Origin of the sequence: uncultured Oxalicibacterium sp., from assembly GCF_913776015.1 — a bacterium.
In the GTDB taxonomy this organism is placed as follows: Bacteria; Pseudomonadota; Gammaproteobacteria; order Burkholderiales; family Burkholderiaceae_D; genus Oxalicibacterium.
Genome location: NZ_CAJYMD010000045.1, coordinates 13,329 through 30,454 on the forward strand (window position 1 = coordinate 13,329; position 17,126 = coordinate 30,454).

13 protein-coding genes, 1 other RNA gene and 2 pseudogenes are annotated in these 17,126 nt (G+C 54.6%); 11 read left to right on the forward strand and 5 right to left on the reverse strand.

Going from position 1 to position 17,126, the window contains the following annotated elements:
* The first annotated feature begins 22 nt into the window (after positions 1 to 22).
* Positions 23 to 1,411, forward strand: a pseudogene (locus tag QZ725_RS07605) (efflux transporter outer membrane subunit).
* Between the two features lie 241 nt (positions 1,412 to 1,652).
* On the opposite strand, the pseudogene QZ725_RS07610 reads toward QZ725_RS07605, so the two are convergent.
* The 5 genes and pseudogenes from QZ725_RS07610 to ompA form a co-directional block, all read right to left on the reverse strand.
* Positions 1,653 to 1,976, reverse strand: a pseudogene (locus QZ725_RS07610) (helix-turn-helix domain-containing protein); the annotation flags it as partial.
* Positions 1,977 to 2,201: 225 nt separating this feature from the next.
* Positions 2,202 to 2,578, reverse strand: a transfer-messenger RNA (tmRNA) gene (gene ssrA, locus QZ725_RS07615).
* A 68-nt stretch (positions 2,579 to 2,646) separates the two neighbouring features.
* A complete protein-coding gene (locus tag QZ725_RS07620; RefSeq protein ID WP_293778088.1) occupies positions 2,647 to 3,309 on the reverse strand; it encodes an HAD-IA family hydrolase in 663 nt (220 codons plus the stop codon).
* A gap of 41 nt (positions 3,310 to 3,350) precedes the next feature.
* Complete coding sequence (gene ubiG / locus QZ725_RS07625; protein ID WP_293778091.1) at positions 3,351 to 4,046, reverse strand: bifunctional 2-polyprenyl-6-hydroxyphenol methylase/3-demethylubiquinol 3-O-methyltransferase UbiG; 696 nt, start codon at positions 4,044 to 4,046, stop codon at positions 3,351 to 3,353.
* A gap of 113 nt (positions 4,047 to 4,159) precedes the next feature.
* Complete coding sequence (gene ompA, locus QZ725_RS07630; protein WP_293778094.1) at positions 4,160 to 4,774, reverse strand: outer membrane protein OmpA; 615 nt, start codon at positions 4,772 to 4,774, stop codon at positions 4,160 to 4,162.
* 829 nt (positions 4,775 to 5,603) lie between these two features.
* Between ompA and gyrA the strand changes: the two genes are divergently transcribed.
* The 10 genes from gyrA to QZ725_RS07680 form a co-directional block, all read left to right on the forward strand.
* The gene (gene gyrA / locus QZ725_RS07635) at positions 5,604 to 8,219 is read left to right on the forward strand and encodes a DNA gyrase subunit A (protein WP_293778097.1); all 2,616 of its coding nucleotides are present in this window, start codon (positions 5,604 to 5,606) and stop codon (positions 8,217 to 8,219) included.
* On the forward strand, positions 8,219 to 9,316 hold the full coding sequence (serC, locus tag QZ725_RS07640; RefSeq protein WP_293778100.1) for a 3-phosphoserine/phosphohydroxythreonine transaminase: 1,098 nt from the start codon (positions 8,219 to 8,221) through the stop codon (positions 9,314 to 9,316). The genes gyrA and serC overlap by 1 nt, the downstream gene beginning before the upstream one ends.
* 44 nt (positions 9,317 to 9,360) lie before the next feature.
* A complete protein-coding gene (gene pheA / locus QZ725_RS07645) occupies positions 9,361 to 10,437 on the forward strand; it encodes a prephenate dehydratase (RefSeq protein WP_293778102.1) in 1,077 nt (358 codons plus the stop codon).
* Positions 10,438 to 10,530: 93 nt separating this feature from the next.
* Complete coding sequence (gene hisC, locus QZ725_RS07650) at positions 10,531 to 11,634, forward strand: histidinol-phosphate transaminase (RefSeq protein WP_293778105.1); 1,104 nt, start codon at positions 10,531 to 10,533, stop codon at positions 11,632 to 11,634.
* 52 nt (positions 11,635 to 11,686) lie between these two features.
* Complete coding sequence (locus tag QZ725_RS07655) at positions 11,687 to 12,589, forward strand: prephenate dehydrogenase/arogenate dehydrogenase family protein (protein WP_293778108.1); 903 nt, start codon at positions 11,687 to 11,689, stop codon at positions 12,587 to 12,589.
* Entirely contained in the window at positions 12,586 to 13,911 is a 1,326-nt protein-coding gene (gene aroA, locus QZ725_RS07660) for a 3-phosphoshikimate 1-carboxyvinyltransferase (protein WP_293778111.1), read from the forward strand. Before QZ725_RS07655 ends, aroA begins: the two co-directional genes overlap by 4 nt.
* A gap of 68 nt (positions 13,912 to 13,979) precedes the next feature.
* Entirely contained in the window at positions 13,980 to 14,654 is a 675-nt protein-coding gene (gene cmk, locus QZ725_RS07665) for a (d)CMP kinase (protein WP_293778113.1), read from the forward strand.
* 124 nt (positions 14,655 to 14,778) lie between these two features.
* Positions 14,779 to 16,518: a 30S ribosomal protein S1 gene (gene rpsA / locus QZ725_RS07670; protein ID WP_293778115.1), complete on the forward strand. Its 1,740-nt coding sequence runs from the start codon at positions 14,779 to 14,781 to the stop codon at positions 16,516 to 16,518.
* An 11-nt stretch (positions 16,519 to 16,529) separates the two neighbouring features.
* On the forward strand, positions 16,530 to 16,835 hold the full coding sequence (locus QZ725_RS07675) for an integration host factor subunit beta (RefSeq protein WP_293778117.1): 306 nt from the start codon (positions 16,530 to 16,532) through the stop codon (positions 16,833 to 16,835).
* Positions 16,836 to 16,958: 123 nt separating this feature from the next.
* Positions 16,959 to 17,126: lipopolysaccharide assembly protein LapA domain-containing protein (locus tag QZ725_RS07680; protein WP_293778120.1), on the forward strand; the 168-nt coding region annotated here is incomplete at its 3' end.

The following is a 17,126-nucleotide window of genomic DNA, read 5'->3' on the forward strand; positions in this document are numbered from 1 at the left end:
GAAAGTCTTGGCAGTCGCCATAATGGGTTTGTCGATCTCTGCTTGTTCGATGGCACCCAAGTACCAGCGGCCGGATGCGCCAATGCCAGCAACATGGAACGAGTCTGCTACGGAAGGCGCCATGAGTGATCCTTCCATTGCCAGCCAGATGGATTGGCAAAGCTTCGTGACAGACGAGAGTCTGCGCCAGCTGATCGGTACTGCCTTGGACAACAATCGCGATCTGGCGCAGGCCGTGCTTAATATCGAAGCTGCGCGTGCGCAGTATCGTATTCAGCGCGCAGAGCGTTTACCAAATATCAATGTTCAAGGCACAGGAACGCGCCAGCGTGTGCCTGGTGATTTAAGTACGAGCGGCGTTTCGGATCTCCAAAGCAGCTACCAGGCGGGATTGGCACTGACCGCATTTGAGATCGATCTGTTCGGTCGTGTAAAAAGTCTGTAGCAAGCGGCATTGCAAGAATATTTTGCGATAGAAGCGAATGCACGCAACACTCGCATCAGTTTAATTGCTGAAGTGATTCAGGCTTATCTGACGCGTGATAGTGCTTTACAAAGGAAAGCGCTGACACAGCAAACGTTGGAGTCGCGCATGCAGTCTTTGGAACTGGTGAGTAAGCGGCGTCAGGCCGGCGCGGCAACGGCACTGGATTATCAGGAGGCGCTGGGTTTATCCGAGCAAGCCAAGGCAGAGTATGAACGTATCGACCGTGAACTGCAGTTGGCAAATAATGCACTGCAATTATTGGTCGGTGTGCCACACGCGATTCGTGGTCTGCCTGAGCAGTCAGCGGGGAGTCCGGTGATACAGAATCTTGCCGCAGGTGCGCCCTCAGAGTTGCTGATGAATCGTCCTGATATTCTGGCGGCGGAATATCAGCTGAAATCCCGCTACGCCAGCATCGGCGCAGCACGTGCAGCATTCTTTCCAAGCATTTCGCTCACGGGTACCTTGGGTAGCTCCAGTTCTGATTTGTCCAATTTGTTCGAAGGCGGTCAGCGCGCATGGGCATTCATGCCGCAGATCAATCTGCCGATCTTCCAGGGTGGGCGTAATCAGGCGAATCTGGATTTGGCTACGGTGCGCAAAGATATGGCGGTAGCCCAGTATGAGAAGACAATTCAGGCCGCTTTCCGTGAAGTGTCGGATGCGCTTGCTTCAACCAGTACTTTGCGGCGCGAGGAGGGGTCTCGCTTGGCTTTGGCGCAGGCAAGCACGGAGGCGCAGCGTTTGTCAGAGGCGCGTTATCGCAGCGGCGTTGATAGTCATTTACGTTACCTGGAAGCACAACGTAGCGCGTTCGCCAATCAGATGGCGTATATAGAAGTGGCTACTCAACGACAGATCGCTTATGCGAATCTGTTCAAGGCACTGGGTGGTGGATGGCTTGGTGAAAAGACGGAAGAGTAGGAATAAATAGATCTTACTGTGTTGAGCATTCAGTTGTATGAGTTGGTGTTCTTAAAGAATATGTCCGCTATCGGCGGCGGATTCAACCGGCCAAAAGCGGACACCTGTTTCAGTAAAAAAGCCCAGCGCATGCTGGGCTTTTTGTTGATGTTCAGTTAATGCTGATGTGCCGGGAAATCCATAGTGTTGTTCTCAGTGTAGATTTGCTTGCTGAATTGACCCTCTCGAACTGATCCACTTTCCACTGCCTAGCGAAGGCAGCGACGCGATCGTAAGACCCTTCATAGCCTAGTGCGCACAGATCGATGTGCATCTGTTTCAACGACCTTTTTTGTTTACGCGACTTCACCGCCTCGGTCTTTAACCAAGTCGATAGTTTGGGTGCATAGGTGTCGAGCGATGTGCTGGATCGCCTGCTAGCGTAGGTGGGCTCTACTGATTCAGCCCTTAAGTAGCGTCTGACGGTATTTCTAGAGATCCCTAATCGTCTTGCGATCTCTCTTAATGAGACCTGGTCACGTAGGTGCCAGCGTCGAATGATTCCAAGTAATGCCACGTCGATCACTCCATTCTCCCCACTCACTTCAGTAAGTAGGATTGTGGTCTATACGTGGGTCAGTTTTGGATGCAAATTACCCTGTTAAGTGGGTCAGTTTTCGGTGCAAATCAACACCCTCAGAAGTGCTGGATGTCAATAAACCGGGTTGGACGGTATAAAACGAAAAACCCGCGTAATCACTAGGATTGGCGCGGGTTATTGGACTACTTTGGACATCTTAATACATGTTCTTGGTGGAGACGGCGGGAATCGAACCCGCGTCCAGAAGCACTCTACAGACAGTTCTACATACTTAGCGTTGTCATTTGATTTGACCTGCACGACGCGGACGCGCACGCTGCGTACAGGCGAGTCACCTATTGTTTAACGCCATGCCAAGTGGCCCGACACGACGCGATTCCCTGTGTATGACTCTACCGCTGTTGCCAGCCCACTCCAGGGAACAAGTGGTGTAGAGCTAGAAAGTTCTTAGGTTCCTAGAGGTTTACGCTGCGAGAGCGTAAGATTCATCGTTTGCATTTAAGCATTTCCGGCTGGATTAACGAGGTGACCAGTCCTCGGTATGCCCTGCGCTGCTTTGCAACCCCTGTCGAAACCAGGTCGTCCCCAAAGCGTTGCCATTGTACCGCAATAGATAGGTCGCTGGAGTGCGGATTCAAGAGTCTGTGGGGCAGTTCTACGAAAAATCGCGAAGCAATTCTCCAAGTTCGGCGGGCGATTCGCTCACTTCATCCGCATCCCATGTGGTTGGTTGTGTTTCGCCACAGTAGCCCCAGCCGGCAGCGATGGTAACCATGTTTGCAGCCTTGCCAGCCTGTACGTCGCGCAGATCATCGCCTACGTACCAGCAAGCTTCGGGGGGGACGTCGAGGCGACGTGCTGCTTCGAATAACGGTGCGGGATGGGGTTTTGGATGGGGGGTGGTATCGCCACAGACGACACATCCAGTTCCGTTCAGGCCGATTTGCGGGACCAGCTTTTCTGTCAGTGCCGTAGCCTTGTTGGTGACAATGCCCCACTGTATGCCAGCATGCTCGATTTGGTTGAGCAGTGTGTCGATTCCGTCAAATAATCGACTGTGCTCGGCAATGTGATGCGTGTAGTTTTCCAGAAAGGCATCTCGCAGTGCAGGATAGGCACTATCTGCTGGGCTAATACCGAATGCTGCACCGATGAGTCCGCGTGCGCCGGCTGAAGCAACGGGACGCAGAATCTCGTAATCGACGGCGGGCAGACCCTGTGAAATTCGGATCAGATTGACGGCGCCGGCAAGATCGGGGGCCGTATCTGCCAACGTGCCATCAAGATCGAAAAGAATAGCTTGAGGTTTGCGCTTCATAGAGTGCGAGGCAGGACGTACGCAATGTACGTCCAGATTGCTCAAAGAGGTTTTCTGCAAGAGACCAGATAATTGACGCTGGTATCGCTGTTGAGCGAATAAATCTTGGTCAGCGGATTGAATCCCATGCCCTTGAGCGAGGACAGTTCCAACCCCGCAAAACGCATGAACTGCGCAAGCTCTGCTGGTGTAATGAACTTGGCGTAGTCGTGCGTGCCCTTTGGCAGCAGGCGCAGAATGTATTCAGCACCGATTACCGCATGCAGATAAGACTTCGGATTGCGGTTGATGGTTGAAAAGAATATCCAGCCACCCGGTTTGACCAGTTGGGCGCAGGCTTTGACGATGGCTCCAGGATCAGGAACGTGTTCCAGCATTTCCATGCAGGTTACGACATCGAATTGCCCGGCTTCTCTCGCTGCGAGATCTTCGGCAGCGATCAATTCGTATCGCACTTGCACGCCCGATTCGAGGCTATGCAGATCGGCGACCTTGAGTGCTTTTTCCGAAAGATCAATGCCGGTGACTTTTGCTCCTTTTTTCGCCATCGATTCGGCCAGAATACCGCCACCGCAGCCGACATCGACCACGGTTTTACCCGTCAATGGCGCTTGGCTATTGATCCATTCCAGTCGCAACGGGTTGATTTCGTGCAGCGGACGAAACTCCGAAGTCGGGTCCCACCATTGATGCGCGATATCGCTGAATTTCTTGAGTTCTAATGGGTCTGCGTTCATGTCTCGAATGATAGCCGGAAAAGTGGAGCACGACCACGCACGGCGTGCAGGTGCAGCCCTTGAAAGGCGAAAAAAAACCCCGCCGAAGCGGGGTTTGTTCATTGTCGCAAAGATTATTTGCGGGTACCAACGACTTCGATTTCCACGCGACGGTTTTGTGCGCGGCCAGCAGCAGTCTTGTTAGTTGCAACTGGTTGCTTCTCGCCTTTACCTTCGGTGTAGACGCGTTTTTCGTCAACGCCTTTGCCAACCAGGTACGATTTGACGGCTTCAGCACGACGAACCGACAGTTTTTGGTTGTAAGCGTCCGAACCGATCGAGTCGGTGTGACCAACAGCGATGATGACTTCCAGGTTCAGGCTACCCAGTTTCGAAGCCAGATCATCCAGCTTGGCTTTGCCTTCTGGCTTCAGCGTTGCTTTGTCGAAATCGAAGAAAGCGTCAGCAGCGAACGTGACTTTTTCAGCGGTAGGGACTGGAGCTGGAGCAGCAGCTGGAGCAGCAGCTGGCGCCGCGGCAACCAAAGCACCGTCGCAACCTGGAACTGCATCAGCAGGCGTCCAGTAACCGGTGCGCCAGCACAGTCCGGTCGAGTTACGAACGATGTTGCCGCTTGCATCTTGTGCATAAGCGCTGTTTGGTTTAGCTGCCTTGATATCGGTCTGAGCGTGCGCAGACATGGCAACGACCGCGGATGCAGCGAAGACGAGTTTTGCTAATTTATTCATATTTCTTTCTCCTCTCGGGTGAGATATCCGCAGATAAACTGCGCTAATAACGTGAAAACATCGGGGTTGGATAGTATCACGTGCTTCAAAAACCACATGAAACAAATTGTTCGCATGCAATAGTGGGCTGCCACTTATTCTGCCACAGCCAATGCACCATCGCGAACGTTGACAATTAAGCTAATTAACGTTTTTTGAAATCCGTTGTGTATACACAACGAGAAGCAAAACAATGTTTCCGCTGGCAAAACATTGACCTTTGGACATCAAATTCGTTCTCTGTTTGTGCGGAAATTTTTTCTTGAATCACTTTTTTGGACAATCGTGGTGTGGAAGATGCGCCGATGTGGTGCAAGAAATGCAACGTGGACATATGGATCTTGTATTTAGGATGATGTCGTAATGACCGTAAATTGCTTGTGGAAATTAGGTTGCATTTTGCACAATGCAATCTGTGGGTCGATTTCCGGATAGTACGGTGAGATGTCATTGTTGTTTCTCTACCATCACTGCGCGCCGTGTATGGTTTTGAATCACTCAAGATTGTCCGTGGGGCATGCGTCAATAGTCCTCTATTTAGATAGAGGGGTGAAGTTGTATATGGCTCGCGTTCAAACGAATACATATTTTTACTGAACTCTGTGCCGGCCTGTTTCAATTGACAAAGTAGCTTCCTGATCTTTTGTTGCCGGTTTGGCATGACTCGGTATCCGGCGCGGGCCTATGAAATGGGAAAGTCCAGCCCCTGACGTGGTAAAATTCTCAGCTTTGCCGGATTGCGCAGTATTCCGGTGATTTCTATCCCCGCCTAGGACAAACGAGCCCGCCAATGGATCAATTCGCAAAAGAAACCATCCCGATTTCGCTCGAAGAAGAAATGCGCAAAAGCTACCTCGATTACGCGATGAGCGTGATTGTGGGGCGTGCGTTGCCAGATGTGCGGGATGGACTCAAGCCGGTACATCGTCGCGTATTGTTTGCGATGCATGAAATGAACAATGTCTGGAATCGGCCTTACGTGAAGTGCGCGCGTGTCGTCGGTGAGACGATGGGTAAATATCACCCGCACGGCGATGCGTCGATTTACGACACGCTCGTGCGTATGGCGCAGGATTTCTCGCTGCGTTACACACTGGTCGATGGTCAGGGTAACTTTGGCTCCATCGATGGCGACAACGCGGCGGCGATGCGTTATACGGAATGCCGTTTGGACAAGATCGCAGGTGAGTTGCTGGCTGATCTGGACAAGGAAACCGTCGACTTCATTCCCAACTATGACGGCAAGGAAAAAGAGCCTTCGGTTTTGCCTACGCGCATTCCGAATCTGCTGGTCAATGGTTCTTCTGGCATCGCCGTTGGTATGGCGACCAATATTCCACCGCATAACATCACCGAAATCATCGATGGCGCGCTGCACGTGCTGCGCAACGAACAGTGCACGGTTGATGAATTGATCGAAATCATTCCGGCACCGGATTTTCCGACCGGGGGCATTATTTATGGCGTGTCGGGTGTGCGCGATGGTTACCGCACTGGGCGTGGCCGTGTTGTCATGCGTGCGAAGACGCATTTTGAAGAATTCGGCAAGGAAAACCGCTCGGCGATCATCGTGGATGAGTTGCCGTATCAGGTTAACAAGAAGTCGCTGCTTGAACGTATCGCCGAACTCGTGCGTGACAAGAAGCTCGATGGCATTTCGGATATTCGCGACGAGTCCGATAAATCGGGTATGCGCGTGGTCATCGAACTCAAGCGCAATGAAGTACCCGAAGTCGTGCTGAACAATCTGTTCAAGCAGACACAGTTGCAAGATACGTTCGGCATGAACATGGTGGCGCTGGTAGATGGTCAGCCAAAACTGCTGAACCTTAAGCAGATGCTGGAATGCTTCCTCTCGCATCGCCGCGAAGTGGTCACGCGTCGTACCGTGTTCGAGTTGCGCAAGGCGCGTGAGCGCGGTCATGTGCTGGAAGGTTTGGCCGTTGCGCTGGCGAACATTGACGATTTCATCGCCATCATCAAGGCTGCACCGACGCCACCAGTGGCGAAGATGGAACTGATGTCGCGCGCCTGGGATTCGTCCGTTGTGCGTGAAATGCTGGCGCGTACGGGTGAAGGCACGGTCGGTGGTGCGGACGCCTTCCGTCCTGAAAACCTGCCCAAGCATTACGGCATTCAAACGGATGGCCTCTACAAGCTGTCGGACGATCAGGCGCAGGAAATCCTGCAAATGCGTTTGCAACGCCTGACCGGTCTGGAGCAGGACAAGATCGTCAACGAATACAAAGATGTGATGGCGCAGATTGCCGATCTGCTCGACATTCTGGCCAAGCCGGAACGTGTGACCGTCATCATCAATGATGAACTGACGCTGGCGAAAAACGAATACGGCATTGGCAACAAGGACGAGCGTCGCTCGACCATCGAACACAATGCGACCGATCTGGCGACTGAAGATCTGATCACGCCGCAGGATATGGTGGTGACGTTGTCGCACAGCGGTTACATGAAATCGCAACCGATTTCCGAATACCGTGCGCAGAAGCGCGGCGGACGAGGCAAGCAGGCAATGGCGACCAAGGAAGACGACTGGATCGACCAGCTCTTCATCGCCAATACGCACGATTACATCCTGTGCTTCAGCAATCGCGGTCGTTTGTACTGGCTGAAAGTGTGGGAAGTGCCGCAAGGCTCGCGCAATTCGCGTGGCAAGCCGATCGTCAACATGTTCCCGCTGCAGGATGGCGAGAAGATTACGGTTGTATTGCCATTGTCTGGCGAAAATCGCACATTCCCTGAAGATCGTTATGTCTTCATGGCGACCAGTCTGGGTACCGTCAAGAAAACTTCGCTGCCTGATTTCAGCAATCCACGCAAGGCTGGCATCATCGCGGTCGATCTTGATGAAGGTGACTTCCTGATCGGTGCCGCGCTGACTGATGGCAAGCACGACGTCATGCTGTTCTCGGATGCCGGCAAGGCCGTGCGTTTCGACGAAAACGATGTGCGTCCGATGGGCCGCACTGCGCGCGGTGTGCGCGGCATGAATCTGGAAGAAGGGCAGCAGGTCATCGCCTTGCTGGTCGCTGAGAACGAACAGCAATCGGTTCTGACGGCCACTGAAAACGGTTTTGGCAAACGTACGCCGATTACCGAGTACACGCGCCACGGGCGCGGCACGAAAGGCATGATCGCGATCCAGACCAGTGAGCGTAACGGCAAGGTCGTGGCAGCGACGCTGGTCGATGCCAACGATGAAATCATGCTGATCACCACGGGTGGTGTGCTGATTCGCACGCGTGTGGCTGAAATCCGTGAAATGGGACGTGCCACGCAAGGTGTGACGCTGATTGCGGTCGAAGACGGTACGACCCTCAGCGGTTTGCAGCGCATCCTGGAATCAGATGTGGAAGAAGATCAATCCGGCTTGGAGGAAGAAGAATAATGAAGCGCGTGGTGTACAACTTTTCGCCAGGTCCGGCTGCTCTGCCAAAGGAAGTGATCCAGCAGGCAGCAGATGAAATGACGGACTGGCGCGGAAGCGGTTTGTCCGTGATGGAGATGAGCCATCGCGGCAAGGAATTTACCGAGATTCTCGCCAATGCCAAGAGCGATTTGCGTGCCTTGCTGGCAATCCCCGACAATTACCACGTGCTGTTTCTGCAAGGCGGTGCCATCGCTGAAAATGCCGTTGTGCCGATGAATTTGGTCGGTCGCAAGCTGCAGCAACCCGCGACCATCGATTTCGTCAACACCGGACACTGGTCGGTCAAGACCATCGAAGAGGCGCACAAATATGCGCGCGTCAACATCGCCGCGTCGTCGGAAGATGCCGGTTTCACCACGATTCCCGCACGCGACACCTGGAACCTGACGCCGGATGCTGCTTACGTGCACATCTGTACCAACGAAACCATCGGCGGTGTCGAGTTTAACTACACGCCGGAAGTGGGCGATGTGCCGCTGGTCGCGGACATGTCTTCCAATATCCTGTCGCGCGAATTCGATATCAACAAGTACGCCGTCATATATGCCGGTGCGCAGAAGAACATCGGCCCGTCGGGTGTGACCATCGTCATCGTGCGGGATGACATGCTCGGCCATGCTTTGCCGATCTGCCCATCCGCGTTCGACTGGAAACTGGTGGCCGAGCACGACTCGATGTTCAATACCCCGCCGACGTATCCCATCTATATTGCAGGCCTGGTGTTTCAGCATGTGCGCCGCCTCGGTGGTGTGGCTGCGATGGAGAAGATCAATATCCAGAAGGCCGAGTTGATCTACAGCTATCTGAATTCCACCGATTTCTACACCAACCGTGTGCCGGCTGAATTCCGCTCGCGCATGAACGTGCCGTTTTTCCTGCGTGATGAGTCGCTGAACGCGACGTTCATCGAAGAAGCCAACAAGCAGGATCTGGTGCAGTTGAAAGGCCACGCGTCAGTCGGCGGCATGCGTGCTTCGATCTACAATGCGATGCCGATCGAGGGTGTACAGAAACTGGTCGATTTCATGAAAGACTTCGAGAAGAAGTACGGCTGATCGAGCCAGACGCGATTTTCAACGATTCAACGAATGCGCCAGCCATGACGATGGATGACAAGCTCAAGCCTCTGCGCCAGCAGATTGATGCAATCGACAAGCAGATTCTCGATCTGCTTAATCAGCGCGCGCAGGTGGCGCAACTAGTCGGCCACGTCAAGGCTGAAACCAATGCGCCGGTTTTTCGGCCCGAGCGGGAGGCGCAGGTATTGCGTAGCGTGGGAGAGCGCAATCCGGGGCCGATGCTGTCGCTCGATGTGCAAACCGTATTCCGCGAAATCATGTCGGCTTGCCGCGCGCTGGAAAAGCGCGTGACGGTGGCCTATCTCGGCCCGATCGGCACTTTTAGCGAACAGGCGGTTTACCAGCAATTCGGTCGCGCCATCGAAGGCATGCCTTGCGCATCGATTGATGAAGTGTTTCGCGCTACGGAAGCCGGTACGGCCGATTTTGGTGTCGTGCCGATCGAGAATTCTTCCGAAGGCGTGATCAATCGTACGCTCGATCTGCTGTTGCAAACCACACTGATCATCAGCGGCGAAGTGTCTTTGCCGGTCAATCACAGCCTGATGACGCGCGCCGGCAGCATGGATGGCGTGCAGGTTATTTGTGCGCATTCGCAGGCATTGGCGCAATGCCAGTCGTGGCTCAATCAGAATCATCCGCATATCGAACGTCGTGCCGTTGCCTCCAACGGCGAGGCGGCACGTATGGCAAGCGAAGATGCGACCGTTGCTGCGATTGCCAGCGAGATCGCCGGCAAGAATTACAACCTGCAAGTCGTCAAGGCACACGTGCAGGACGATCCGCATAATCGCACGCGTTTTGCCGTGGTTGGTCGTCTGGAAACGGCGGCCAGCGGCAAGGATCAAACTTCGCTTGTGCTGTCGGTGCCCAACAAGGCGGGTGCGGTATACAACTTGCTGGCACCGCTGGCTAGGCATGGCGTTTCGATGACGCGCTTTGAATCGCGTCCGGCGCGGATGGGCAAGTGGGAATACTACTTTTATGTCGATGTCGAAGGGCATCAGAGCGATGGCAAAGTGGCCGATGCCTTGCGTGAATTGAAAGACAACGCGGCCTTCTTCAAAGTGCTGGGTTCCTATCCGTCGAGCTTGTAAAACAGCAGTGCACGTACGTCGCTTGCACGAATCGTCGGCAATATTGTTTCTTTAACGTGGCGCGTGGTGCATGCGCCTTATCCGGAAAACGTCATGTCTCATCCATTCGGCCCAGATTACATCCGTGCCATCGCGCCGTATCAAGGCGGCAAACCCATCTCGGAAGTGGCGCGCGAGTTCGGTCTTGATGAAGCCAGGATCGTCAAGCTGGCATCCAACGAGAATCCGCTGGGCATGCCCGATTCGGCACGCCAGGCGATGGCGCACGTGGCTGATGCAGGTCGTTACCCCGATGGAAACGGCTTTGAGCTCAAGGCGGCGCTGACAGCAAAGTATGGTGTGCCAGCCGAATGGGTCACGCTTGGTAACGGCAGCAACGATATTCTCGAACTGGCGGCGCGCGCTTTCGTGCAGACCGGCCAGTCCGTGTTGTATGCCGAATATTCGTTTGCCGTGTATCCGCTGGCAACCCAGGCGGTCGGTGCGCGTTCGCTGGTCGTCAAGGCAAAGGATTACGGTCATGATCTGGAGGCGATGCTGGCCGCGATCGAAGACGATACGCGCCTGATTTTCATCGCCAATCCAAACAACCCGACGGGGACCTTCATTCCTGGTGAGCAGGTCGAAGCCTTTCTCAAGCGTGTGCCATCGCACATCGTGGTCGTGCTGGATGAGGCTTACACCGAATTCCTCAGCGCCGAACAACAGTACGACTCGATTGCGTGGGTTGCAAAGTATCCGAATCTGCTGGTGTCGCGTTCGATGTCCAAGGTGTATGGCCTGGCCGGCTTGCGTATCGGTTACGGTATCGCGCAGGCAGGAATCACCGATCTGCTCAATCGCATTCGTCAGCCGTTCAATGTCAACGCTTTTGCACAGGCAGCCGCGATTGCCGCACTGGCCGATGATGACTTCGTTGCACGCAGTGCGCAGATGAATGCAGACGGCTATCGTCAGTTGACACAGGCTTTTGACGAGATGGGACTGGAATATGTGCCGTCGTCCGGCAACTTCGTGCTGGTGAAAGTCGGCAATGATGATGCTGCCGGTTCACGTGTGAATCTGGCCTTGCTCAAGCAGGGCATGATTGTGCGTCCGGTCGGCAATTATGGTTTGCCGCAGTGGTTGCGCATTTCCATCGGTCTGCCAGACGAGAACGCTCAGTGCCTCGCTGCACTGAAAAAAGCGTTGGTCTGATCAGACGGCATTTCAATACTGAATACCTAGAATTTACGGACCCGGAGCCATCTTGCTGAACAAGATCGTCATTTTCGGTGTGGGCCTGATCGGTGGCTCGTTTGCACTGGCATTGCGCAAGGCAAATGCGGTCGGTGAGATTGTCGGTGTCGGGCGTAGCCTGCATTCGCTGGAGCGTGCAAAGGAACTTGGCCTGATCGATACGATTGCATCCTCCGTTGAAGAGGCAATGCGCGATGCGGATCTGGTTTTGCTGGCCGTACCCGTGGCACAGACCGAAGCGATCCTCGCAACCATCAAGCCCTATCTACAGCCACAGACCGTTATCACCGATGCGGGCAGTATCAAGGGTGAGGTGATTGTTGCCGCTCAACACGCGCTTGGCGACCGGATTGTGCAATTCGTGCCAGGGCATCCAATCGCGGGGCGTGAAACGACTGGGCCCGATGCTGCGGTGGCGGATTTGTATATCGGCAAGAAAGTCGTGCTGACGCCTTTGCCGCAGAATGCAGAAACGCATGTTGCGCTGGTACGCGAGGCCTGGCAGCAATGCGGTGCCAGCGTGCATCTGTTGAGCGCGCAGGAACACGACGCCGTGTTTGCCGCAGTCAGCCATTTGCCGCATCTACTGGCGTTTGCGCTGGTAGATGAATATGCGCGCCGCGACAACGCCGATCTTCTGTTCAATTATGCGGCCAGCGGTTTTCGCGATTTCACGCGTATCGCCGGCTCCTCTCCCGAAATGTGGCGCGACATCGCGCTGACGAATCAGCAGGCCGTGCTGCTCGAACTGGATACCTACATGCATCAACTCAGCAGCTTGCGCGTTGCGCTGGCAGCTGGCGATGCGGCAGCACTGGAATCCGTGTTCGCCAATGCACAACGTGCGCGCCATGCGTGGCAGCAAAGTATCGAAAAGGCCGAACCCCAACCTCAACAGGATCGCGACGCATGAAACGTTATCCGCATCATCTGGATTTGCAACCTGCCATGCATGCCAAGGGCACGGTGCGGCTGCCGGGTTCGAAGAGTATTTCCAACCGTACGCTGTTGCTGGCGGCACTGGCCGAAGGCACGACGCATATCAAGGATTTGCTGGCTTCGGATGACACGCATGTCATGCTGATGGCTCTGCAGAAGTTGGGTATCCAATGGGAGCAGATCGGTGAATCGCAAGATTACACCGTGCACGGCATCGATGCTGTCTTGCCTGTGCATCATGCGGATCTTTTCATGGGCAATGCCGGTACCGCGATTCGTCCGTTGACGGCTGCACTGGCTGTATTGGGCGGCGACTTTACGTTGCACGGCGTGTCGCGCATGCATGAACGGCCGATCGGCGATCTGGTCGATGCGCTCAATGCGATTGGCGCACGTATTGATTACACGGGCGAGCCGGGTTTCCCGCCATTGCACATCCAGCGTGGTTTGCTGCGTGCAGAACGCCTCAAGGTACGCGGCAATGTGTCGTCGCAGTTCTTGACGGCATTGCTGATGGCATCGCCGTTGATGGCGCGTGAGCATGACGTGCACATCGATGTGATCGGCGAATTGATTTCCAAGCCGTATATCGAGATCACGCTCAATCTCATGCAGCGTTTCGGTGTCGAGGTCGAGCGCGATGGCTGGCAGGCTTTCACGATCAAGACCGGTCAACGCTATCGCAGTCCCGGCGTGATTCACGTTGAAGGCGATGCGTCTTCAGCTTCTTATTTTCTGGCGGCCGGCGCGATTGCAGGCGGCCCGGTGCGTGTCGAAGGCGTCGGCAATAACAGCATCCAGGGCGATGTGCGTTTCGTGGAAGCGCTCGAACAGATGGGCGCGACTATCACGATGGGCGACAACTGGATCGAGGCGCAATCGAACGGTGTGCTGAAAGCCATCGATGCCGATTTCAACCATATCCCTGATGCGGCAATGACGATTGCCGTGGCGGCGCTCTATGCCGATGGCCCGAGCACCTTGCGCAACATTGAAAGCTGGCGTGTCAAGGAAACCGATCGTATCTACGCCATGGCGACCGAGTTGCGCAAACTGGGCGCACACGTCGAAGAAGGGCGCGACTATCTGCGTGTGACGCCGCCGGTAGAAATCGCCAGCGCCGCGATCGACACCTACGACGACCATCGCATGGCAATGTGTTTTTCTCTGGCAACGCTTGATGGCGCAGCGCGGCGCGGCAACAAGATTCGTATCAACGATCCGCAATGTGTGGCGAAGACCTTCCCGGATTATTTCGATGCTTTTGCCAAGGTGACTGAAGATAGCTTGTTCTGATGGTGTGGCCGGCACGAGCTACGCATGACTAATCGCTTTATTGCCCATAGGCGACTTCTATTTTTCTTATGACGCATTCCGTAAATTCCATTCCCGTCATCACGATCGATGGCCCAACCGCATCGGGTAAGGGCACGGTCGCCCAGTTGGTCGCGGATACCTTGCATTTTCACTATCTGGATTCAGGTGCCTTGTATCGCCTGACAGCCTTGTCCGCATTGCGTCAGCAGGTTGCCTTGGATAATGAAGCGGCACTTGCGCAGACGGCTTCTTCCTTGCGTCCCCGTTTTGAGGGCGGCGAAGTGTATCTGGATGGCGACAGTGTGTCGATGGCGATTCGCGCCGAGGAAGTTGGTAATACGGCATCAAAAATCGCAGCCTTGCCAGCGGTCAGGCAGGCTTTGGTCGAACTGCAGTTGCGCTTTCGCGAGGCGCCGGGCCTGATTGCTGACGGTCGCGATATGGGGACCGTGATTTTCCCCGATGCTTGCCTGAAAGTATTTTTGACTGCCAGCGCCGAGGCGCGCGCGCAACGCCGCTATAAGCAATTGATTGACAAGGGATTTTCTGCTAATATCAACGACCTTCTCAAGGATTTGAACGAGCGGGACGCGCGCGATGCCAATCGTGCCGTTGCGCCGCTGAAGCCCGCAGAGGGTGCGTATTTGCTGGATACCTCCAATCTGACTGTGAATCAGGCGGTGGAGCAGGTGCTTGGCTGGTATGCCGCAGTAAAAAAGTAGTCCGCTTGATTTGAAAAGAAGTATCCAGAAGTACCGGTGTCTGTCGGGCGCAAAGCCCGATGGATGTTGAAAAACCTAACCCTGGTTCGATGATCGTTTGCTGGTGCAACCGGTCGCAACGCGAATGCAGGATAAACCCTCTCACATTATGTCTACTGCTGTTAGCTCCCAAGAAAATTCCGTTGGCATGGAAAGTTTTGCCGCTCTGTTCGAAGAATCGTTGTCGCGTCAGGACATGCGTTCGGGCGAAGTCATCTCGGCTGAAGTCGTTCGTATCGACCACAACTTCGTGATCGTCAACGCAGGCCTGAAATCCGAAGCCTTCATCCCGATCGAAGAATTCAAGAACGACAATGGCGAACTCGAAGTCAACGTCGGCGACTATGTTTCCGTCGCCATCGAATCGCTCGAAAACGGTTTCGGCGATACCATCCTGTCGCGTGACAAGGCCAAGCGTCTGGCATCGTGGCTCTCGCTTGAAAAGGCGATGGAGTCCGGCGAGATTGTTACCGGTACCGTCAATGGCAAGGTCAAAGGTGGTCTGACCGTTCTGACCAATGGCATCCGTGCTTTCCTCCCGGGTTCGCTGGTCGATACGCGTCCTGTCAAGGACACCACGCCATTCGAAGGCAAAACCCTCGAATTCAAAGTCATCAAGCTCGATCGCAAACGTAACAACGTCGTGTTGTCGCGTCGTGCCGTCATCGAAGCTTCGATGGGCGAAGAACGCGCCAAGCTGATGGAAACCCTGAAAGAAGGCACCATCGTCAACGGCGTCGTCAAGAACATCACCGACTACGGTGCGTTCGTCGACCTCGGCGGCATCGACGGTCTGCTGCACATCACCGATTTGGCATGGCGTCGTGTGCGTCATCCATCGGAAGTGCTCACCGTTGGTCAGGAAATCACGGCCAAGGTCCTCAAGTACGATCAAGAGAAAAACCGCGTTTCGCTGGGCGTCAAGCAATTGGGCGACGATCCATGGACCGGTCTGTCGCGTCGTTACCCACAAGGTACGCGCCTGTTCGGCAAAGTCACCAACCTGACCGACTACGGTGCATTCGTTGAAGTCGAACAAGGCATCGAAGGTCTGGTTCACGTTTCCGAAATGGACTGGACCAACAAGAATGTTGCGCCGAACAAAGTCGTTCAACTGGGCGACGAAGTCGAAGTCATGGTTCTGGAAATCGACGAAGAACGTCGTCGTATCAGCCTCGGCATGAAGCAATGCAAGGCCAATCCTTGGGATGACTTCGCTGTCAACCACAAGAAAGGTGACAAAGTCCGCGGTGCGATCAAATCGATCACCGACTTCGGCGTGTTCATCGGCCTGACCGGCAACATCGACGGTCTGGTTCACCTGTCGGATCTGTCCTGGACCGAAGCTGGCGAAGAAGCTGTGCGCAAGTTCAAGAAAGGTGACGAGCTGGAAGCCATCGTGCTGGCAATCGACGTGGAACGTGAACGCGTTTCGCTCGGCGTCAAGCAACTGGAAGGTGACCCATTCAACAACTACGCTGCCATGAACGACAAAGGTTCGCTGGTAACGGGCACTGTGAAATCGGTCGAGCCTAAGGGCGCCGTGATCCAGTTGTCGGATGAAGTCGAAGGCTACCTGCGTGCATCCGAAATCTCGCGCGATCGCGTGGAAGATGCCGGTACGCACCTGAAAGTCGGCGACAACGTCGAAGCCATGGTCATCAACGTCGATCGCAAGGCTCGCAGCATCCAGCTGTCGATCAAGGCAAAAGACAATGTTGAAACCCAGGAAGCAATGCAAAAGATGTCGGCTGACTCCAATGCTGCTTCCGGTACGACCAGCCTCGGCGCACTGCTCAAGGCCAAGCTCGACAACAAGAACTGATCTCAGCGTCAATGACAAAGTCGGAGCTGATTGCCCGTCTGGCCGAGCGTTATCCGCAACTGGTAGCAAAAGATGCGGATTTCGCGGTCAAGACGATTCTCGACGCGATGTCCGATGCCTTGGCAACCGGACAGCGTATCGAGATTCGTGGATTCGGCAGCTTTGCCCTGAACAGCCGCCCGCCGCGTATCGGTCGCAACCCGAAGTCGGGTGATAAGGTGATGGTCCCGGAAAAACGGGTGCCGCACTTCAAGCCCGGCAAGCAGTTGCGTGAACGGGTGGATGCGATGGTTGGGCAGCCAATCATTGAAGACTGAGTTGTTTGCAATGAATATGAAACGGCATCTTCGGATGCCGTTTTTTTTCACGTACAATTTCGGCAATCTTTTTCTTTACCGAGGGCATGCGCGATGCGTATGCCTGCATCAGGAAAGCTGCCCATGAAAATCGTCTTTAGAATCCTTGCGGCCATTCTTTTCATCGTGTTTTTCGGCTTTGCGCTGAAGAATACGCAGGAAGTGGCGTTGCAGTTTTTCATGGGCTATGAATTGCGCGGCCCGCTGGTTCTGCTGCTGCTCGGTTTTTTTGCCTGCGGCGCGGCACTGGGT